Source organism: Stenotrophomonas sp. STK17_22 (genome assembly GCF_051983905.1).
GTDB classification, from domain to species: domain Bacteria; phylum Pseudomonadota; class Gammaproteobacteria; order Xanthomonadales; family Xanthomonadaceae; genus Stenotrophomonas; species Stenotrophomonas maltophilia_A.
The window spans coordinates 3,605,796-3,626,165 of record NZ_CP197010.1; the positions used below are offsets into that span (position 1 = coordinate 3,605,796).

Here is a 20,370-nt window from a genome sequence, read left to right on the forward strand (position 1 = left end):
GACCGGACCTTTGCTTACGCGCCCTCGGCCTGGAGCCGCTCGATGAAGGCCTGCAGGCTCATGCTGCCCAGGTCTTCGCCAGAACGCGTACGCACCGCCACAGCCCCATTTTCCTTCTCGCGGTCACCAATGACCAGCAGGTAGGGCACGCGCTGCAACGTATGCTCGCGGATTTTATAGCCGATCTTCTCGTTACGCAAATCCGAGCTGACGCGGAAGCCTTGCTCCGCAAGGGTTTTGGTCACGCCCGAGACGTACTCGGCCTGGGCGTCGGTGATGTTGGCCACCACCACCTGGGTCGGCGCCAGCCAGGTCGGGAACTGGCCGGCATGGTGCTCGATCAGGATGCCCAGGAAGCGCTCCATCGAGCCCACGATGGCGCGGTGCAGCATGACCGGATGCTTCTTCTGGCTGTTCTCGTCCACGTACTCGGCGCCCAGGCGGCCCGGCATCATGAAGTCGACCTGCATCGTGCCCAGCTGCCAGGTACGGCCGATCGCGTCCTTCAGGTGGTACTCGATCTTCGGGCCGTAGAAGGCACCCTCGCCCGGCAGCTCCTGCCACTCCACCCCATTGCTGGACAGTGCCGAGCGCAGCGCGCCCTCGGCCTTGTCCCAGGTGGCGTCGTCACCCAGGCGCGATTCCGGGCGCAGCGCGATCTTGACCTGGATCTCATCGAAGCCGAAGTGCTGGTAGACCGCCAGCGCCTGCTGGTGGAACGCGGTCACTTCCGCCTCGACCTGGTTTTCGGTGCAGAACACGTGGCCGTCGTCCTGGGTGAAACCACGCACGCGCAGGATGCCGTGCAGCGCGCCGGACGGCTCATTGCGGTGGCAGGCACCGAACTCACCATAGCGGATCGGCAGGTCGCGGTAGCTGTGCAGGCCCTGGTTGAACACCTGCACGTGGCCCGGGCAGTTCATCGGCTTGAGCGCGTAGGTGCGCTTCTCCGATTCGGTGAAGAACATCGCGTCCTGGTAGTTGTCCCAGTGGCCGGATTTCTGCCACAGGCTCACGTCCAGGATCTGCGGGCAGCGCACCTCGCCGTAGCCGGTCTTGCGGTACACCTTGCGCATGTACTGCTCGACCACCTGCCACAGTGCCCAGCCCTTCGGGTGCCAGAACACCAGGCCCGGCGCTTCTTCCTGCAGGTGGAACAGGTCCTGCTGCTTGCCGATGCGGCGGTGGTCGCGCATCTCGGCTTCTTCGATGCGCTTGATGTACGCCTCGAGCTGCTTCTTGTCGGCCCAGGCGGTGCCGTAGATGCGCTGCAGCTGCTCGTTCTGCGCGTCACCGCGCCAGTAGGCACCGGAGATGCGGGTCAGCTTGAAGGCCTTCAGGAAGCGCGTGTTCGGCACGTGCGGGCCGCGGCACATGTCCACGTATTCCTGGTGGTAATACATGCCCATCGCCTGGATGTCGTCGGACATGTCCTCGATCAGGCGCAGCTTGTAGTCCTCGCCACGGGCCTTGAAGATCTCGATCACTTCGGCGCGCGGCGTCACCTTCTTGATCACGTCGTAGTCCTGGGCGATCAGTTCACCCATGCGCTTCTCGATCGCGGCCATGTCGTCCGGGGTGAACGGGCGCTCGGAGTAGATGTCGTAGTAGAAGCCCTCGGCGATCACTGGGCCGATCACCATCTTCACGTCCGGGTACAGCTGCTTGACGGCGTGGCCGACCAGGTGGGCGCAGGAGTGGCGGATGATCTCCACGCCCTCCTCGTCCTTGGCGGTGATGATGCGCAGGCTGGCATCGTGGTCGATGACGTCACTGGCATCGACCAGCACGCCATCCACGGCACCGGCGATGGTGGCCTTGGCCAGGCCAGCACCGATCGACTGGGCGACCTCCATGACGCTGACGGGATTTTCGAATTCGCGGCGGCTGCCGTCGGGAAGAGTAATGTTGATCATCGCAGTGGCTTCGTGCGGGGCCCGCGGGGCGGGCTGGAAAGCGTTCCCGGGGCGGCGCCCGGGCAATAAAAAAGCGCCGCGAGGGCGCCTGGAACACAGGGCCTTCGGGGGCAGGTCAACAGTGGGCGGTGGTAGTGCTCATGTCGCACGCTCGGCCGGCGCTGGGCGCGGGCCACCTTGTTCCAGTCAGGGTTCTGCGATGATCTTAAACCAGCCCGGCGGAAAGCCCAAGGGCTACCGTACGGTCCGCTGAATGGGTCTCGCTGGCGGCGTGAAATTGCAATGATTACCATGTCGGCGCAGGCCGCCCTGTGCCAGCCTGCCCGCTTTCCCCCAGGACCCCGTGATGCGCCACCCGCTCCGACCGGCTCCCGCCGGCCCCGCCCGTGCCCCGCGTTCGCCGGCCCGCTGCCACGCTGGCCGCCCGCGATGATCACCGTCGGCCTTTCCACGCTCGGCTTCTGCAGCCTGGGCATGCTGGCGGCGATGTTCTCGGCGCTGGCGTTCTATGCCGCCTCGCCGCACTGCCGCTGGCCGCGCCTGCGCCGTGCCGGCCGCCTTGGCCGCCAGATCGGCCTGGTCGCCGCTGCCGCCGCGCTGTGGCTGTGGATGGCCGAGCTTGGTTTTGCCGCCGGCCTGGTGGCGATGCTGTGCACCTGGATGCTGGCCGCCATGCTGCTGCCGGCGCTGGCGGCCTGGCACCGCCCCGGTACGGAGTCGCCCTGATGTGGCCGCGTGCCCTTGCCGGCATCATCGCCGGCTTCCTCCTCGCCGCCGCCGTCACCGGCCTGCTGGCGTGGCTGCCGCCCGGCCCGTGGCAACGGGCGCTGGTGCCGACCCTCATCGCCTTCATCCCGCTGTGGATGCTGGCCGCCCTGTGGGCGTTCAGTTTCCGCAGCGCGCTGCGCGCCTGGCTGGTGCTGGCCGGCAGCGCCGCCGCCGGCTTTGCCGTGCTCGGGCTGCTGCGCCTGACCGGCGCGGTGCAATGAGACCTTTCCCATGAAGTTCAGTTCGCAGACGCTGCGCACGTTCACCACCCTGCACACCTGGGTCGGCCTGGTTGCCGGCTTCGGCCTGTTCGTGGCCTTCTACGCGGGTGCGCTGACCCTGTTCCACCACGACCTGCCGCTGTGGCAGACGCCCGGTGCAGCCACCGCACTCCCCGCCGGCCTGGACGACGCGCAGTACCTGCTGGAAGACGTGCTTGCCGCGCATCCGGAAGCGCGCCGCCACGTCGGCATGACCTTCCCCGGCACCGAACACCCGCAGCCACTGGCCTACTGGCAGGCCGATGACGGCAGCTGGCGCTACGCCTGGCCGGGACAGATCGCCGGCAGCCCGACGCCGCCACAGACCGGGCTGGCCGAACTGGTCAACGAGCTGCATTACAGCCTCGGCCTGCCGGTGGCCGGCATCTACGTGATGGGCATCGTCAGCCTGCTGTATGGCATGGCACTGCTGAGTGGCCTGGTGATCCACCTGCCAAAGCTGTTCGGTGATCTGTTCGCACTGCGTCCGGGCCGCAACCTGAAACAACTGTGGCAGGACGCGCACAACGTGATCGGCGTGCTCAGCCTGCCCTTCCACCTGATGTTCGCGGTCACTGGCGCCCTGCTCTGCCTGGTGTTCGTGCAGATGGCCCTGCTCAACCCGCTGATCTACGACGGCAAGGCCCTGCAGGCGGTGCCGACCGCAATGGACACCGCGCCCGTGCGCGACGCCAGCGGCATCCCGGCGCCGCCGGGCAGCCTGCGCGTGCTGCATGCGCGCGCGCTTGAAGTGGCCCGTGCACAGGGCGTGGCCAATTTCGAACCGGCCTACCTGAAGCTGGCCAACGCCGGCGATGCCAACGCCACCATCGAGATCACCGGCGAATCCACCGGAACGCTCGGCCCGCTCGGCGCAGTGGCACTGGACGTGGCCACCGGCAACGTCCTGGCCTCGCAGCTGCCCGGCCAGCGCGACGCCAACCACGCCACGCTCAGCGCGGCCTATGCCCTGCACTTCGGCGAGTTCGGCAATGGCGTAGTGGTCTGGCTGTACTTCCTGCTCGGCCTTGGCGGTGCCTTCCTGTTCTACTCCGGCAACCTGTTGTGGATCGAATCGCGGCGCAAGCGTCGCCAGCCGCAGCAACCGCGTGCCGGGGTGAACATGGCACGGGCCACGGTCGGCGTCTGCATCGGGCTGTGCGTTGCGATTTCGGTGGCGTTCGTCACCGCACTGGTGCTGGAGCGGCTGGCACCGTCCGCGGTCGACCACGGCATCCGCTGGGCCTGCTTCGGCAGCTGGGCGGCCTGTGCGCTGTGGGCCGCGCTGCGACGCCCGGCGCAGGCGGCACGCGAACTGCTGTGGGCGGCGGCGATCAGTACCGCACTGGTGCCGATCCTGCATGGCGCGCTCAATGGTGACTGGCTGTGGCGTGCTGCCGCGCGTGGCCACTGGCCGCTGTTCTGGGTCGATGCCATCGCGCTGGCCATGACCTTCGGCTTCGCCCGCCTGGCTGTGGCCAGCCAACGCCGCGCCCGCAACGGCGACCCCAACAGCGTCTGGGCCAACTGAGCCGTCGCCGGGCATGGCCCGGCGCTACCGACCGTTACGCGCAACGCCCCCTGTAGCGTCGAGCATGCTCGACAGCTGTTGATTTCGCGCCAAGCTCCGTCGAGCAAGCTCGACGCTACCCAAGCAGGATCATGCCTCGCCGGGGTAACGACTCACTTCGATCAGGTTGCCATCCGGGTCGCGGAAGTACACCGATTCGATCGGCCCCAGCGCGCCGGTACGTGCGACCGGCCCCTCCTCCACTGCAACGGACTGCGCCTGCAGGTGAGCCAGCACATCGGTCGTCGCCGTGCGCGTGACCAGGCACAGATCGGCGCTGCCCGGCATGGGCCGCAGCGCATGCGGTTGCAGCGGGGCGCTGGCCGGATGCAGGTTGATCTTCTGCTGGCCGAACTGCAGCGCGGTACGACCGGCGCCGAAGCGCACGACCTGCATGCCGAGCACGCGCTGATAGAAATCACAGCTGCGGTCGATGTCGGCGACGGTGAGGACCAGATGGTCCAGGCGTTCAAGATGGATCATGCCCGCAGCGTAACGCTGCGGGCGTGGCGATGCTGTGCGGGATCGGGCCAATGGCATTGCGGCGTGGCGCCGGACATCGCCTGATGCAGCTCAATCGCCGATGCGTGCCTTCTGCCAGGGGCCCAGCATGGCGTTGAGCAGGCTGGCCTGTTCGTCGTCGCCGGTCAGCTCCCACATGAAGACGCCGGCCAGGCCCTGCTCGCGGGCGAACTGCGCACGCAGGCCGATCGAGCGCGGGTCTTCATAGCTGATGAAAACCTTCTGCTCGGCATTGTACAGCCACGGGCTCTGCGCCTGTGGTTGCCAGTGCTTCGTCCAGCCCGGCTGGTCGAGATAACGCGCCTTGATCACCCGCCAATCGTCGGCATCGGCCGGTGCGCTGTAGGCCTGATACAGACCGTCCGGTGCATCGCCGGTGACCTTGAAGCCGCGCCCGTAGAACGGCACACCCAGGACCAGCTTGTGGGCTGGCACCCCGCGCTCGCGGTAGTACTGCACCGCGCCGGCAACGTTGTTCCAGCGCCGCAGTTCCGGCGCCAGCGGATCGGTCGGCACTTCATGCAGGGGCGCATTGAACGTCGACACCGCCGAGAAGCCGGTGCCCATGTCGTAGCTCATCAGGTTGATGAAATCGAACACCTTGGCCAGCGCCGGCAGGTCATAGCTTGCGGCTGGATCGTAGGGGCCATCGGTCTGCAGGCGACCGGCGGCCAGTGCGGCGGTCAACAGCATCGGCTGCCCCGCCTTGCGTCCATGCGCATCAAGGGCCACGCGGAACGCCTGCGCGAGCCGGGTCAGATTGGCGCGGTCCTGCGGACGGTGTGCCAGCTCCTTCGGCCCGCCACTGACCGGGAACTCCCAGTCGATGTCCACGCCATCGAAACTGCCAGCATGACGGTCGAAAAACAGCGCCATGCACGAGTCGACCAGGCGCTTGCGGCTGGCCTCGGTCAGCGCTGCATCGGAGAATCCACCTGCCCCCCAGCCACCGATCGAGATCAGCGTGCGCAGATGCGGGTGCGCCTTCTTCAGCTCGGCCAGCGCAGCGAAATTCTTCGGCGCTTCCGCACCGATCGTGCAGCGCCCGTCCTGGATGGTGGAGAACGCGTAGAACAGGTGGGTGAGGCGCTCGGCCGGAATGCTCGACACCGGGTAGCGCTCGGCCGAACCACCGGGGTAGTAGGCACCGAAGATCGGCGGCTGCGCGGGTGCCGCATGCACGGCCATGGGCAAAGCACCGGCAATCAGCACGGCAAGGGCAGCCACGGTCTGGCGGAACATGGGATCTCCCGGTTCGAAGGCGCAGCCACGTTAGCAAACGAATGGGGCTGTGGGACGGTTGTCGTGGCATGTCGTCCAGTGGACAAGTGCATCCCGCCGGATGACGACAACCCGCCAGTCATGCAACGACCCTCATGCACTGCAGCAGGACACACGCCGACGCCGCCTTCGCGGGCTCGCGCATCGGCTAAGGTAGCCGCGGACCTTCAACCGCGCATGGACATGAGCACCGACCACGACAACCTCGACGACGGCGACCTGCTGGACGACGAAACCCTCGACGAATGCCAGGCCCTGGAGGCACGCGCCTACGCCGCCTTCCGAGAGGGCGACCTGCAGCAGGCGGTGGCGCTGTTCGGTGAGCTGATCGCACTCGCCCCCCGAAGTGCCGTACCTGCATTACATGCGCGGATTGGCGCACAAGTACCTGCGCGACTGGGCTGCCTCACTGCAGGACAACCTGCAATCGGAGCAGCTGCGTGGGGAATTCGATGTCGCCACTGCCTGGAATGCCGGCATCGCCGCCACCGGCATGGCGGACTGGGCCGAAGCACGACGCCAGTGGACCCGCTGTGGCATCACCCTGCCCGAAGGCGAGGGCCCGATCGAGGGCCACTTCGGCGTGGCCTGCGTGCGCCTGGCACCGCGGTCGGATGCCGAAGTGGTGTACATGAGCCGCATTGATCCGGTGCGTGCACGCATCCACAACGTACCGCTGCCCGAAAGCGGCTTTCGCTTCGGCGACATCGTGCTGCACGACGGCGCCTCGACCGGCCGCCGTACGTACAGCGAACACGAGGTGCCGGTGTTCAATGCAATGCAGCGCCTGCAGGCATCGGACATGGCGACCTTCACCGTGTTCGTGCAGTGCGATTCGGCCGATGACATCGCTGCGCTGGAGGCAATCACCCTGCCCGGCATCGGCATGGTCGAGGACTGGACGGCTACCGTGCGCCGGCTGTGCCGCCGCTGCAGCTACGGCACGCCGCACCAGCATGGTGATGAGGCGCCAGATGAAGACCAATGGAGACGCGAACGTGACCTCGGCGTGGCCGCACAGGGCCGGGCTGCGGTGGAAAAGCTCATGGCGGTGTGGGTCGCTGCAGCCCCCGGCCGGGTGCTGGAGGCCATCGAACAGCGCGAGCACCCGATGAGCGACCCGGAGCCAGGCCAGGTCTGGTGGCTGGGGGAGGACGAAGAAGACGCGTAAGTGCAAGGACCAACGGTCCTCATCCACAGGATTCCAGGCAAAGAAAAAGCGGGCCGAAGCCCGCTTTTTCATTTCAGCGATTCCAGGAGCGTGTCAACCAAGGTTGACACCTACCGTAATCGACCGGAGGTCGATTACTCGGCGCTGACGGCGTCGCCTTCTTCCACGGCCTTCATCGACAGGCGGATACGGCCCTGCTTGTCGACTTCCAGCACCTTGACCTTGACCACATCGCCTTCCTTCAGCACGTCGCCGACCTTCTCGACGCGATCGCTGGAGATCTGCGACACGTGGACCAGACCGTCCTTGCCCGGCAGGATGGTGACGAACGCACCGAAGTCCATGATCTTGGCGACCTTGCCTTCGTAGATGCGGCCCGGCTCGACGTCCGAGGTGATCTGCTCGATGCGGGCCTTGGCGGCCTGGGCAGCGATGGCATTGACCGAAGCGATGACGATGGTGCCGTCGTCCTGGATGTCGATCTGGGTGCCGGTTTCCTTGGTGATGGCCTGGATGGTCGAACCACCCTTGCCGATCACTTCGCGGATCTTGTCCGGGTGGATCTTGATGGTCAGCAGGCGCGGCGCGTAGTCCGACAGCTCTTCACGCGGAGCGGTCAGGCCGTGGGCCATTTCGCCCAGGATGTGCAGACGGCCAGCCTTGGCCTGCTGCAGAGCCTGCTTCATGATCTCTTCGGTGATGCCTTCGATCTTGATGTCCATCTGCAGGGCGGAGATGCCCTCAGCGGTACCGGCCACCTTGAAGTCCATGTCGCCCAGGTGATCTTCGTCACCCAGGATGTCGGACAGGACGACGAAACGCTCGCCTTCCTTGACCAGACCCATGGCGATACCGGCAACCGGCGCCTTCACCGGCACGCCGGCGTCCATCAGGGCCAGCGACGAACCGCAGACCGATGCCATCGACGAGGAACCGTTCGACTCGGTGATTTCCGAGACGACGCGGATGGTGTAAGGGAAGGCTTCCAGCGACGGCATGACAGCCAGCACGCCGCGCTTGGCCAGGCGACCGTGGCCGATTTCGCGGCGCTTCGGGCCCATCATGCGGCCGCACTCACCCACCGAGAACGGAGGGAAGTTGTAGTGGAACAGGAAGTTTTCCTTGTACTCACCGGCAACGGCGTCGATGACCTGGCCGTCACGGGCGGTGCCCAGGGTGATGGTCACGATGGCCTGGGTTTCGCCGCGGGTGAACAGCGAGGAACCGTGGGTACGCGGCAGCACGCCGGTCTTCACGGCGATCGGGCGGACGGTGTCCAGCGCACGGCCGTCGATGCGGACCTTGGTGTCCAGCACCGAGTCACGCATGGTGCGGTATTCCAGCTCGCCGAATTCCTTCGACAGCTCGGCCGGGTTCCAGCCTTCAGCGGCCACGCGGCCAGCCAGGGTTTCGACCACGTCCTTCTTGATCGCCGAGATGGCGTCGCGGCGCTGCAGCTTGTCGCGCACCTGGAAGGCTTCGCCCAGGCGCGGGCCGATGGCTTCCTTCAGGGCGGAGATCAGCGCGTCGTTCTTGGCCGGGGCTTCCCAGGTCGACGGCTTGGTGCCGGCTTCGACGGTCAGCTCGTTGATCGCGTTGATGACCTTCTGCATTTCGCGGTGACCGAAGGTCACGGCGCCCAGCATCACTTCTTCGGACAGCAGCGCGGCTTCGGATTCAACCATCAGCACGGCGTTGGAGGTACCGGCGACGACCAGTTCCAGCTGCGAGTCAGCCAGTTCGCTGACGGTCGGGTTCAGGATGTACTCGCCGTTCTTGTAACCGACCTTGGCCGCGCCGATCGGGCCCATGAACGGGGTGCCGGCCAGGGCCAGGGCAGCCGAGGCGCCGATCAGGGCCGGGATGTCGCCGTCCACGTCCGGGTTCAACGACATGACCGTGGCGATGATCTGCACTTCGTTCTTGTAGTCTTCCGGGAACAGCGGACGGATCGGACGGTCGATCAGACGCGAGATCAGGGTTTCCTTCTCGGTCGCACGGCCTTCACGCTTGAAGAAACCACCCGGGATACGGCCGCCGGCGTAGAACTTTTCCTGATAATCGACGGTCAGCGGGAAGAAGTCCTGGCCTTCGCGCGCGCTCTTGGCGGCGACGGCGGTGACCAGCAGTACGGTGTCGTCCATCTTGACGATGACGGCACCGCTGGCCTGACGGGCGACTTCGCCGGTCTCGAGCGTGACGGTGTGCTTGCCGTACTGGAAGGTTTTGGTGATTTTTGCCACGGAGGGTGTCCTTGGGGATGCTGTCTGCGAATTTGGACCGTCGGCGACCCTTGCCGCCAGCGGGTGGCCGGATCGTTCCGGCCTGAATCGGGGATTGCGGTGCTACAAAACAAAACCGCGGCGCATCGCTGCGCCGCGGGGGATTCGTTGCTTAGCGACGCAGGCCAAGCTTCTCGATCAGGGCCTTGTAACGCTCGACGTCCTTCTTCTTCAGGTAGTCGAGCAGGCTGCGACGGCGGTTGACCATCTGCAGCAGGCCGCGGCGGCTGTGGTGGTCCTTCTTGTGGGTCTTGAAGTGGCCGGTCAGCAGTTCGATGCGGGCGGTCAGCAGTGCAACCTGGACTTCCGGGGAGCCGGTGTCAGCCGAGCTGCGCTTGTTGTCTTCAATGACCTTCTGGGTGTCGATCGACATTTCTTTTTTCTCTGTGATGCGTGGCCGGCAGGAACGCGCTTCGCGCACCGCCAGGCTCGCCGTGGACTACGAGGATGAAACCTGCGCGAGGCAGGCTGCCGGAAAACGGCCGCGAAATTGTAACGGTCGGGGGCTTCCGGGACAAGGACCGGGGCTGAACCGCCCGGCCCAGGTCAGAGGTTGAAACGACGCTGCGGAGCCAGCAGGCCACTGTCATCGACCTGGCCCAGGCCCTGGACAGCATCGTCCGGGCCAAACACGGCCACCAGGCCATGCGGCCAGGACAGATCGCGCTGGCGCTGGCCGACGCAGAAGCGGTGGGCCTGGTCGGCATCCAGGTCGACCCGCGGGTATTCAGCCAGGCCGGCCGCCAGCGGCAGCAGCAGCGCGTCCATCCCGGCCTCGTCGCCTGCCTCGACCATCGCCCGAAGCTGGTCCAGGGTGACCATCGCCGGTTCACGGAACGGCTCGACCCACAGCCGGCGCAACGCGCTGATGTGGGCACCGCAGCCCAGCGCCTCGCCCAGGTCGCGGGCCAGGCTGCGGATGTAGGTGCCGGACCCGCAGGTCACGCGCAGCCGCAACCGCTCGGGCTGCTGCTCCAGCACCTCGATGGCATGCACCTGCACCTCACGCTCCGGCGCTTCGATGACGTCACCACGGCGGGCCTTCACATACAGCGGCTCCCCACCCTGCTTCAGTGCCGAATAGATCGGAGCACGCTGGCGGATGCTGCCGGTCAGCGGCGCCAGCGCCGCCTGCAGGGCCTCGGCACTGATCGAAGGCACCGGGCGCTGCAGCAGCACCTGGCCTTCGGAATCGTCAGTGTCGGTGGTCTGGCCCAGCATGATCTCGGCGTCGTAGGCCTTGGCCGAGCCGAGCAACAGTCCGGCAATCTTGGTCGCCTCGCCGAAGCACAGCGGCAGCAGGCCGGTGGCCAGCGGATCGAGGCTGCCGGTATGGCCACCCTTTTCGGCACGGAACAGGCGACGGGCCACCTGCAGGGCGGCGTTGGAGCTCATGCCGGTCGACTTGTCGAGCAGCAGGATGCCATCCAGGCGGCGGAACTGAATTCGGGTCATGACAGGATTTTGTAGAGTCGAGCCATGCTCGACTGCTGCAGCGCGGTCTGCATCAGACATCGCGCAGCCGGAATGCAACAACGCCGGGCATGCCCGGCGTCGCGCGGTTATTCTTCGTCGCTCTCGCGACGCTTCTCAGCGGCCAACGTATCAGGCAGATCGCGCAGGATGTTGTCGATGTGCTCACCACGGTCGACCGAGTCGTCGTAGTGGAAATGCAGCTCCGGCACGTGGCGCAGCTTCATCGCACGGGCCAGGTCCATGCGCAGGCGATAGCCCAGCTCCTTCAGGCCGGCCACGGCTTCAGCCGAACGTTCCGGCATCAGCGCGGTGACAAATACCTTGGCATGAGCCATGTCGCGGGTGATTTCCACGTCGGACACGCTCACCGAGGGCAACCCGTGCTCGCGCACAGCGTTGTGCACCAGGGTGCCGAGTTCACGGCGCAGCTGGGCGGAGACACGGTCGGTTCGATGGAAAGTCTTGGGCACGAGGAGCTCTTGGTTCAGTTGTCGCCCGACCAACGGTCGGGCGCTACAGGTCCATGGTGGGGCCCGACCGTTGGTCGGGCCACCTTGCAGCATTACAGGGTACGCGGCACTTCGATACGCTCGAAGCACTCGATCTGGTCACCCGGCTTGACGTCGTTGTAGGCCTTCACCGCGATACCGCATTCGGTACCGTTGCGGACTTCCTCGACGTTCTCCTTGAAGCGACGCAGCGATTCCAGCTCGCCCTCGAAGATCACCACGCTGTCGCGCAGCACGCGGATCGGCTTGTTGCGCTTGACCACGCCCTCGATGACCATCGAGCCGGCCACGGCGCCCAGCTTGGAGCTGCGGAAGACGTCGCGGACCTCGGCGATACCGATGATCTCTTCGCGGATCTCCACGCCCAGCAGACCGGAAGCCACCTGCTTCACCTGGTCGATCACGTCATAGATGATCGAGAAGTAACGCAGATCGACGCCGTTGGATTCGATGATGCGACGGGCCGAAGCATCCGCACGCACGTTGAAGCCGATGACGGTGGCCTTCGAAGCGGCCGCCGAGTTGGCGTCCGATTCGGTGATGCCGCCCACGCCGGAGTGGATCACGTTGATGCGGATGTCTTCGTTGGACAGCGCGACCAGTGCCTGGCTCAGCGCCTGCACCGAACCCTGCACGTCGGCCTTGATGACCAGGTTGAGGACCTGCTGGCCCTCGCCCTTGCCCAGGGTCGCCATGATGTCTTCCATGCGGCTGCCGGCGGTGGCGACCAGGCGCGATTCACGGCGCTTGGTCTCACGCTGCTGGGCAACGTCCTTGGCCAGGCGCTCGTCCTCGACGACCACGAAGTCATCACCCGCTTCCGGCACGCCGGACAGGCCCAGGACCTGCACCGGGATGGACGGGCCGGCGAACTCCGGCTGCTTGCCGGTTTCGTCGAACAGCGCACGCACGCGGCCGTACTGGATGCCGCACACCAGGTAGTCGCCCTTCTTCAGGCGGCCCTGCTGCACCAGCACCGTGGCGACCGGGCCACGGCCCTTGTCCAGCGACGATTCGATCACCACGCCCGAGGCGCGGCCTTCGTCGACGGCCTTCAGTTCCAGCAGTTCGGCCTGGATCGAGATGGCGTCCAGCAGGTCGTCGATGCCCAGGCCGGTCTTGGCCGAGATCTCCACCATCTGGGTATCACCACCGAAGTCTTCGGCCACGACCTGCTCGGACAGCAGTTCGTTCTTGACCCGCATCGGGTCGGCGTCGGACTTGTCGATCTTGTTGATCGCCACGATCAGCGGCACACCCGCCGAACGGGCGTGCTGGATCGCTTCCTTGGTCTGCGGCATGACGCCGTCATCGGCGGCCACGACCAGCACCACGATATCGGTCAGCTTGGCGCCGCGCGCACGCATCGAGGTGAATGCCGCGTGGCCCGGGGTATCCAGGAAGCTGATCACGCCCTTCGGCGTATCCACGTGGTAGGCACCGATGTGCTGGGTGATGCCGCCGGCTTCGCCGGTGGCGACCTTGGTGCGACGGATGTAATCCAGCAGCGAGGTCTTGCCGTGGTCGACGTGGCCCATGATGGTGACCACCGGCGGACGCTGGGTGGCTTCGCCCTGGTTTTCACCGGTCGAGGCCAGCAGTGCGTCTTCGGCGTCGTTGTCGTTGGCACGGATCGCCTTGTGGCCGAGTTCTTCGGTCACCAGCGCGGCGGTGTCATGGTCGATGGACTGGGTGATGGTGGCCATCACGCCCATCTTGAACAGCGCCTTGACCACCTCACCGCCCTTCAGCGCGAGCTTCTGCGCCAGGTCGGCCACGGTGATCGTGTCGCCGATCGCCACTTCACGCACCACCGGCGCGGTCGGACGCTCGAAGGCGTGCGGACCTGCATTGTTGCCACCGCGCGACATGTCGCGACGGCCACCGGCCTGGTTACGCCCGCCCGGACGACCACGGGTGTTGCTGTTGTTGCTGTTGCCACGGCGCGCGCGGTCGGCAGCCGACAGGTGCATCTGGCCGGCGAAACGGTCGCCCGGGCCACGCTCGTTGCGCGGCGCGCTGCGGTTGTTGCGGTCGTCGTTGCGCGGCGGCGGCGGAGCGCTGCGCGGCGCAGCCGGAGCGGCGGCCGGAGCACGCGGCGGGCGCGGCGCGGTTTCATCGATCGGAGCGCGCTTGGGCTTGCTGGCAGCCAGCGCCTCGGCAGCCTTGGCGGCGGCCGCAGCTTCCTCGGCGGCCTTCTTCTCGGCCTCTGCGCGTTCCTTGGCCGCAACCTCTTCCTCACGGGCACGGACGATGGCTTCGTCGCGCAGACGATCCTTCTCGGCCAGGGCCTGCTGTTCGGCAAGGTTGCGCGCACGCGACTCTTCCAGCTTGCGCAGGATGTCGGCGCGCTCTTCGTCCGGGGTCATGGCGCGAGCACCATCCTTGACGTAGGTACGCTTCTGGCGCACCTCGACATTCACGGTCGTCTTGCTGCGACCGGAACTGACCGTCACTTCCTGCTGTTTCCGGCGGTTGAGCGTGATCTTCTTTGCAGACTGATCAGTTTCTTCCGGGGCCTGCTCGGGCTTGCCGTGCGAACGACGAAGGAAGCCCAGGAGCTTCACCTTCTCGGTGCTGGTCACGACCTGGTCGGGACCGCTGAACTTCATGCCGGCACCGGCCAGCTGTTCCAGCAGTTTTTCGACCGGCGTGTTGACCAGTTCGGCAAGCTTGCGGATGGTGGTTTGCTGCGACATTCGGATCCTATGATCTTGTGGGCGCCCCCCCGCATCTGGAGGTGGCGCGGATTCTACGCCCTGAGCGGCTCAGGGCCCTGTTCATTGCCGGCTCATTCGCCGCGTTCCAGTCGGGCGATCTCCTCGGCACGTGCGGCCAGGATCAGCGCAGCGGCGCGCGCCTGATCCAGCCCTTCGATGCCGAAGTCCATGACCTCGTCGGCGGCCAGGTCGGACAGGTCCTCACTGGTGCGCACGCCGTGGCCGGCCAGCGCATACGCGGTGGCTTCGTCCATGCCCTGCAGGGACAGCAGATCCTGCGCCGGCTGGCCGTCTTCAAGGCCTTCCTCGACTGCCAGGGCCTCATTGAGCAGCGCATCGCGGGCACGAGCGCGCAGCTCTTCGACGATGTCTTCGTCGAAACCTTCCACGGCCAGCAGTTCGCCGACCGGGACATATGCGATTTCCTCGACGGTGCCGAAGCCTTCGCTCACCAGGATGCCGGCGATTTCCTCGTCCACTTCCAGCTTGTCCATGAACAGCTGGCGGGCCGAAGCCTGCTCGGCCTCCGACTTGGCGGTGACCTGGTCCTGGGTCATCACGTTGAGCTGCCAGCCGGTCAGGCGGCTGGCCAGGCGCACGTTCTGGCCGCCCTTGCCGATCGCCTGGGCCAGGCGGTCTTCGGCAACGGCCAGGTCCATCGAGTGCTTGTCTTCATCGACGATGATCGACTGCACTTCGGCCGGCGCCATCGCGTTGATGACGAAGTTGGCCGGGTTGTCGTTCCACAGCACGATGTCCACGCGCTCGCCATTGAGCTCGTTGGACACGGCCTGCACGCGCGAACCGCGCATGCCGATGCAGGCACCGATCGGATCGGTGCGCTGGTCGTGGGCGAGCACGGCGATCTTGGCGCGGTCGCCCGGATCGCGGGCGCAGGCCTTGATTTCCACCAGGCCCTGGCCGACTTCCGGCACTTCCAGCTTGAACAGCTCGATCATGAATTCCGGGGCGGCGCGGCTGATGAACAGCTGCGGGCCACGCGGTTCCGAACGGACTTCGGCCAGGTAGCCGCGCACGCGGTCACCGGCGCGCAGCACGTCGCGCGGAATGCCCTTGTCCTTCGGGATGAAGCCTTCGGCGTTGCCACCGAGGTCGACATAGATGTTGCCGCGCTCGGCGCGCTTGACCACACCGGTGATCAGCTCACCCACGCGATCCTTCCATGCATCCACGACCTGCTGGCGCTCGGCTTCGCGCACGCGCTGGACGATGACCTGCTTGGCGGCCTGGGCGGCAATGCGGCCGAAGTCCGGGTTCTCGATCTGCTCTTCGATGTAGTCGCCGACGTCCACGCCTTCGGCTTCATCGACGGCGTCCATCAGGCGGATCTGGCGGTCCGGCGATTCCATGACCACGTCATCGGCCACCACTTCCCAGCGACGGAAGGTTTCGTAGCTGCCATCCTTATGGTCGATGACCACGCGGGTCAGCACTTCCTCGTCGGGATAGCGCTTCTTCGCTGCCGAGGCCAGGGCGGCCTCGATGGCATCGAAGATCACTTCACGCGGCACGCCCTTCTCGTTGGCGACCGCGTCGACTACCAGCAACAGTTCCTTGCTCATTGGCTCACTCCGCGCGCGGCTTCTTTGCCGCCGGCTCGTTGGAAGAAGAATTCGTGTTCGGCTTCGGACGCTTCGGTGCCGGACCGGTCGGCTTGCTCGGGGCCAGCCCCAGCGCCACCCAGTCGGGCATGATCCGTGCCTTGTCGATGTTGTCGGCCGACACCACCACTTCGGTCTTGTCGACGATGAAGGTGATGGTGCCTGCGGCCTCGTCGGTCGCTTCGATACGGCCCTGCAGGCGACGACGGTTGTCCTGCGGCAGCTTCAGCGTGACCTTGGCCGATTCACCCTGGTGGCGAGCGAACTGCTCCAGGTTGAACAGCGGGCGATCCACGCCCGGCGAGGACACTTCCAGCGTGTAATTGCCGCTGATCGGGTCTTCGACGTCCAGCTGCGCCGACACTTCGCGGCTGACCCGCTCGCAGTCGTCGACATTGATGATGCGCTCGGGCTGTTCAGCCAGCGGCACGTCGATGTAAAGGCGCAGGGTCGCACCGCCGGGGGCCGGCAGATACTCAACGCCCAGCAGCTCCAGGCCCAGCGACACAACGGTCGGGGCGAGCAGATTCGCGATGTCGGTTGCCTTGTCGCTCACAGCCTGCCTTGATCTCTTGGTTGGGTGCCGGCCTTGGCCGGCGTGAAAACATGACGCCCCGGAAACGACAAAGGGCCCGCTGGGCCCCTTTTCCGGAAAGACTCCGGTGACTGGATTCCGGTTGCAACCTGCAGTGCCTGCCGGTTGCGGCCCTCCTTCCGGGTCCGGACTCCCGCCGGGAGGCCGCCTTCAGGGGTACTGCTAGGCCGCTGATGATAGCGGCTGCACCGCGCTGGTGCAAGGTGCGGACCTGGGGTCAGCTCCCTTTCCCGCGGAAAAGGGAGCTGACCCCGATCACGCAGAAACGACGCAGCCACCCAAAGAAAAACGCCTTCGAAGCAGGACTTCGAAGGCGATCTCTTTACTTGGTAGCGGGGGCAGGATTTGAACCTGCGACCTTCGGGTTATGAGCCCGACGAGCTGCCAGACTGCTCCACCCCGCATCAGAAGCGGAATTATGAGGCATAACTTCAAAACCTGCAAGCCTTCCCTCATTCATCAAACCGGTTGGCGCCGATCTGAAGTTGGTAGCGGGGGCAGGATTTGAACCTGCGACCTTCGGGTTATGAGCCCGACGAGCTGCCAGACTGCTCCACCCCGCACCGGAAGTGTCTGAACTGCTGCCCTGCTCTCTTTCGAGGAGGACTACCGCAACGATGTTCTGGCTGAACCGCTGCAGTGACAACTCAGGCTGCGCATATTACACGAATCGCGCAGCTTTGTGTCAACTTTTATGCAAGATGCGCAAATGCCTGCTGGCACCAGACCATGATCGGGTTCCAAGCCAGGCCCAGCGCCAGCAGCGCCAGCGCGTTCACGCCCAGCACCAGGCCCAGCACGCGGTCGTTGCTGCGCGGCATGGCCTCGCCCACCGGCTCATCGAAGTACATGACCTTGATGACGCGCAGGTAGTAGAAGCAGCCGACCACGGCACACAGCACGCCGAGGATGGCCAGCCACAGCAGGCCGCCGTTGACGGCCGCGCCCAGCACCGCCAGCTTGGTCCAGAAGCCCAGGAACGGCGGGATGCCGGCCAGCGACGCCATGATGCACAGCACCAGGCCGGCCATCCACGGGTTGCGGGCATTGAGGCCCTTGAAGTCCTCGATGTTCTCGGCTTCGAAACCGGCACGCGACAGCGCGATGATCGCGCCGAAGGCGGCGGTGGACATGATGGCGTAGGCCAGTGCGTAGAACAGCGCGGCGGCATAGCCCTGCGCGCCACCACCGGCGATGCCCATCAGCAGGAAGCCGATGTGCGAGACGGTGGAGAACGCCAGCATGCGCTTGAGGTTGCTCTGCGCGATGGCCATCAGGTTGCCGATGACCAGCGAGACCGCGGCCAGGCCGGCGATCAGCAGCTGCAGTTCGGTCGACAGCGGGCCCACGCCCATTTCCAGCAGGCGGTAGGCCATGCCGAAGGCGGCCAGCTTCGGCGCCGAGCTGATGAACAGTGCGATCGGTGCCGGGGCACCCTGGTACACGTCCGGCAGCCACATGTGGAACGGCGCGGCACCCAGCTTGAAGGCGACGCCGGCGATCATGAACACCGCACCGGTGATCAGCAGCACGCGCTCTTCCGAGTGCGGGATGGCCTCGCGGATGACGTCCAGGTGGAGGCTGCCGGTGGCGCCGTAGATCAGCGACATGCCGTACAGCAGCAGGCCAGAAGCCAGCGAACCCAGCACGATGTACTTCATCGCCGCTTCCGAGGCCAGGCCGTTCTCACGGTTGCTGGCAACCAGCGCGTAGGAGCACAGCGCCAGCAGTTCCAGGCCCAGGTAGACCATCAGCAGGCTGCCGGCCGAGACCAGGATCATCATGCCGGCGGTGCCGAACAGGATCAGTACCGGGATCTCGCCCTGGAACAGATTGCGGTCGCGCAGGTAGCGCCAGCCGTAGACCAGGGTCAGGCCGCTGAGCAGCACGATCCCGGTCTTCATCACGTCCGCGGCGGTATCGCGCACGAACATGCCATGGAAGACCTCCCCCTGCCCGCCCACGCCGGTGGCCAGCATGAACAGCACCACGGCCAGCGCAGCGAGCGAGAACAGGTGGGTGACGATCTTGTTCCGGTTGCTGACGAACAGGTCGAGGATCATCAGGGCGAAGGCGCTGCCGATCAGCACCAGCTCGGGAGCGAGCGGTGGCAGGTCAGCGGCGGTCAATGGCAGCAGCGGCGAGGTGGTCATCATCAAATCCTGGAATTACAGCAGCTTGCTGGATGCGATCTGCATCGCCAGCTTCGCGATCGAGGGCTCCATCAGGTCGGTCAGCGGCTTGGGGTAGATGCCCAGGGCCAGCACGCCGATGGCGAACACGCCCAGCACCAGCCATTCGCGGCCGTTGATGTCCTTCAGTTCGGCAACGTGGCTGTTGGCCACTTCGCCGAAGAAGATGCGCTTGTACAGCCACAGGGTGTAGGCGGCGCCGATGATCAGGGTGGTGGCCGCGCCCAGCGCGATCCACGGATTACGCTGGAAGGCCGACAGGATGACCATGAACTCGCCGACGAAACCACTGGTACCCGGCAGGCCCGCGTTGGCCATGAAGAACAGCATGGCGAAGGTGGCGAACCACGGCATCACGTTGACCACGCCGCCGTAATCGGCGATGCGGCGGCTGTGCATGCGGTCGTACAGCACGCCGACGCAGGAGAACATCGCGCCCGACACGAAGCCGTGCGAGATCATCTGCACCATGGCGCCCTGCAGTCCCAGGCGGGCGGCATCGGCGTTGCCGGCTTCACGCACCAGCCACAGGGCAATGAACGTGCCCAGGGTGACGAAGCCCATGTGCGCGATCGACGAATAGGCGATCAGCTTCTTCATGTCGTCCTGCACCAGGGCGACCAGGCCGACGTAGATCACCGCGATCAGCGACAGCGCGATCACCAGCCACGCCCATTCCTGCGACGCGTCCGGGACGATCGGCAGGTTGAAGCGCAGGAAGCCGTAGCCACCGATCTTCAGGGCGATGGCGGCCAGGATCACCGAACCGGCGGTCGGCGCTTCCACGTGGGCATCCGGCAGCCAGGTGTGGACCGGGAACATCGGCACCTTGACCGCGAAGGCGATCAGGAAGGCGAAGAAGATCCAGGTCTGTTCCTTGGCCGACAGCGGCAGCGCGTACAGGTCGGCCAGCTGGAAGCTGCCGCCCTTCATGTACAGGTAGATCAGCGCCACCAGCATCAGCACCGAGCCGAGGAAGGTGTACAGGAAGAACTTCAGCGCGGCGTAGATGCGACGCGGGCCGCCCCAGACACCGATGATCAGGAACATCGGGATCAGCATGGCTTCGAAGAACACGTAGAACAGCATCGCGTCCGTCGCGGCGAAGATGCCGACGGTGACGCCTTCCAGGATCAGGAAGGCCGCCACGTACTGGTTGACGCGCTTGTCGATGGCGCTCCAGGCGCCGATCAGGGCAAGCACGCTGACCAGGGTGGTCAGCAGGATCAGCGCCACGGCAATGCCGTCCACGCCCAGGTTGTAGCCGATCTTGTACGCCGGGATCCAGGCATGGGTCTCGACGAACTGCAGGCCGTCGATGCCCGCGTTGTAGCCGCTCAGCAGCGAGAGGCTTGCAACGAAGGTGAGCACCGCGACGCCCAGCGACGCCCAGCGGGCAGTCTGTGCATCACGGATCGCAAGGATCAGGGCGCCACCGATGATCGGCAGCCAGATGAGGACACTGAGTAGAGGCCAGTTCGACACG

General features: G+C 65.9%; 16 protein-coding genes and 2 tRNA genes. 4 read left to right on the plus strand and 14 right to left on the minus strand.

Translation table 11 applies throughout. The features are described from left to right. Window positions 1-14 precede the first annotated feature (14 nt). A complete protein-coding gene (gene thrS / locus ACSYS9_RS16955) occupies window positions 15-1,916 on the minus strand; it encodes a threonine--tRNA ligase (RefSeq protein WP_049401217.1) in 1,902 nt (633 codons plus the stop codon). Between the two features lie 429 nt (window positions 1,917-2,345). On the opposite strand from thrS, the gene ACSYS9_RS16960 reads away from it, so the two are divergent. Genes ACSYS9_RS16960 through ACSYS9_RS16970 form a run of 3 tightly spaced genes read left to right on the plus strand, consistent with a single transcriptional unit; the run spans window position 2,346 to window position 4,475 of the window. Then, complete coding sequence (locus tag ACSYS9_RS16960; RefSeq protein ID WP_005410439.1) at window positions 2,346-2,642, plus strand: hypothetical protein; 297 nt, start codon at window positions 2,346-2,348, stop codon at window positions 2,640-2,642. Next, on the plus strand, window positions 2,642-2,905 hold the full coding sequence (locus ACSYS9_RS16965) for a membrane protein (protein WP_032128657.1): 264 nt from the start codon (window positions 2,642-2,644) through the stop codon (window positions 2,903-2,905). Before ACSYS9_RS16960 ends, ACSYS9_RS16965 begins: the two co-directional genes overlap by 1 nt. A 10-nt stretch (window positions 2,906-2,915) precedes the next feature. Then, window positions 2,916-4,475: a PepSY-associated TM helix domain-containing protein gene (locus ACSYS9_RS16970; RefSeq protein WP_071229144.1), complete on the plus strand. Its 1,560-nt coding sequence runs from the start codon at window positions 2,916-2,918 to the stop codon at window positions 4,473-4,475. A 129-nt stretch (window positions 4,476-4,604) separates the two neighbouring features. On the opposite strand, the gene ACSYS9_RS16975 is transcribed toward ACSYS9_RS16970, so the two are convergent. Both ACSYS9_RS16975 and ACSYS9_RS16980 read right to left on the minus strand, forming a co-directional pair. Further along, on the minus strand, window positions 4,605-4,997 hold the full coding sequence (locus ACSYS9_RS16975) for a VOC family protein (protein ID WP_049401221.1): 393 nt from the start codon (window positions 4,995-4,997) through the stop codon (window positions 4,605-4,607). A gap of 90 nt (window positions 4,998-5,087) precedes the next feature. Then, window positions 5,088-6,278, minus strand: coding sequence for a glycoside hydrolase family 18 protein (locus ACSYS9_RS16980; RefSeq protein ID WP_071229143.1), 1,191 nt, complete (start codon window positions 6,276-6,278; stop codon window positions 5,088-5,090). A 385-nt stretch (window positions 6,279-6,663) separates the two neighbouring features. Between ACSYS9_RS16980 and ACSYS9_RS16985 the strand changes: the two genes are divergently transcribed. After that, window positions 6,664-7,488, plus strand: a complete 825-nt coding sequence (locus ACSYS9_RS16985) for a hypothetical protein (RefSeq protein ID WP_440568236.1) — start codon at window positions 6,664-6,666, stop codon at window positions 7,486-7,488. Window positions 7,489-7,622: 134 nt separating this feature from the next. On the opposite strand, the gene pnp is transcribed toward ACSYS9_RS16985, so the two are convergent. The 11 genes from pnp to ACSYS9_RS17040 all read right to left on the minus strand — a co-directional run bounded on the left by pnp (window position 7,623) and on the right by ACSYS9_RS17040 (window position 20,369). Then, window positions 7,623-9,731: a polyribonucleotide nucleotidyltransferase gene (pnp, locus tag ACSYS9_RS16990; protein WP_032128652.1), complete on the minus strand. Its 2,109-nt coding sequence runs from the start codon at window positions 9,729-9,731 to the stop codon at window positions 7,623-7,625. A gap of 151 nt (window positions 9,732-9,882) precedes the next feature. Next, the gene (gene rpsO / locus ACSYS9_RS16995; RefSeq protein ID WP_005410445.1) at window positions 9,883-10,143 is read right to left on the minus strand and encodes a 30S ribosomal protein S15; all 261 of its coding nucleotides are present in this window, start codon (window positions 10,141-10,143) and stop codon (window positions 9,883-9,885) included. 173 nt (window positions 10,144-10,316) lie between these two features. Further along, a complete protein-coding gene (gene truB, locus ACSYS9_RS17000; protein WP_032128651.1) occupies window positions 10,317-11,225 on the minus strand; it encodes a tRNA pseudouridine(55) synthase TruB in 909 nt (302 codons plus the stop codon). Window positions 11,226-11,332: 107 nt separating this feature from the next. Beyond that, window positions 11,333-11,716 (minus strand): 30S ribosome-binding factor RbfA, encoded by a 384-nt coding sequence (gene rbfA / locus ACSYS9_RS17005; protein ID WP_005410447.1) that lies wholly within the window; start codon window positions 11,714-11,716, stop codon window positions 11,333-11,335. Between the two features lie 92 nt (window positions 11,717-11,808). Continuing rightward, complete coding sequence (infB, locus tag ACSYS9_RS17010; protein WP_032128650.1) at window positions 11,809-14,454, minus strand: translation initiation factor IF-2; 2,646 nt, start codon at window positions 14,452-14,454, stop codon at window positions 11,809-11,811. A 92-nt stretch (window positions 14,455-14,546) separates the two neighbouring features. Then, on the minus strand, window positions 14,547-16,058 hold the full coding sequence (nusA, locus tag ACSYS9_RS17015) for a transcription termination factor NusA (protein WP_071229142.1): 1,512 nt from the start codon (window positions 16,056-16,058) through the stop codon (window positions 14,547-14,549). A gap of 4 nt (window positions 16,059-16,062) precedes the next feature. Continuing rightward, entirely contained in the window at window positions 16,063-16,653 is a 591-nt protein-coding gene (rimP, locus tag ACSYS9_RS17020) for a ribosome maturation factor RimP (RefSeq protein WP_005410450.1), read from the minus strand. 366 nt (window positions 16,654-17,019) lie between these two features. Continuing rightward, a tRNA-Met gene (locus tag ACSYS9_RS17025) sits at window positions 17,020-17,096 on the minus strand. Between the two features lie 82 nt (window positions 17,097-17,178). Continuing rightward, window positions 17,179-17,255: transfer RNA gene (locus ACSYS9_RS17030), tRNA-Met, on the minus strand. Between the two features lie 129 nt (window positions 17,256-17,384). Beyond that, on the minus strand, window positions 17,385-18,845 hold the full coding sequence (gene nuoN / locus ACSYS9_RS17035) for an NADH-quinone oxidoreductase subunit NuoN (RefSeq protein ID WP_049423844.1): 1,461 nt from the start codon (window positions 18,843-18,845) through the stop codon (window positions 17,385-17,387). A gap of 15 nt (window positions 18,846-18,860) precedes the next feature. Further along, the gene (locus tag ACSYS9_RS17040) at window positions 18,861-20,369 is read right to left on the minus strand and encodes an NADH-quinone oxidoreductase subunit M (RefSeq protein ID WP_005410452.1); all 1,509 of its coding nucleotides are present in this window, start codon (window positions 20,367-20,369) and stop codon (window positions 18,861-18,863) included. Window position 20,370: the final 1 nt, after the last annotated feature.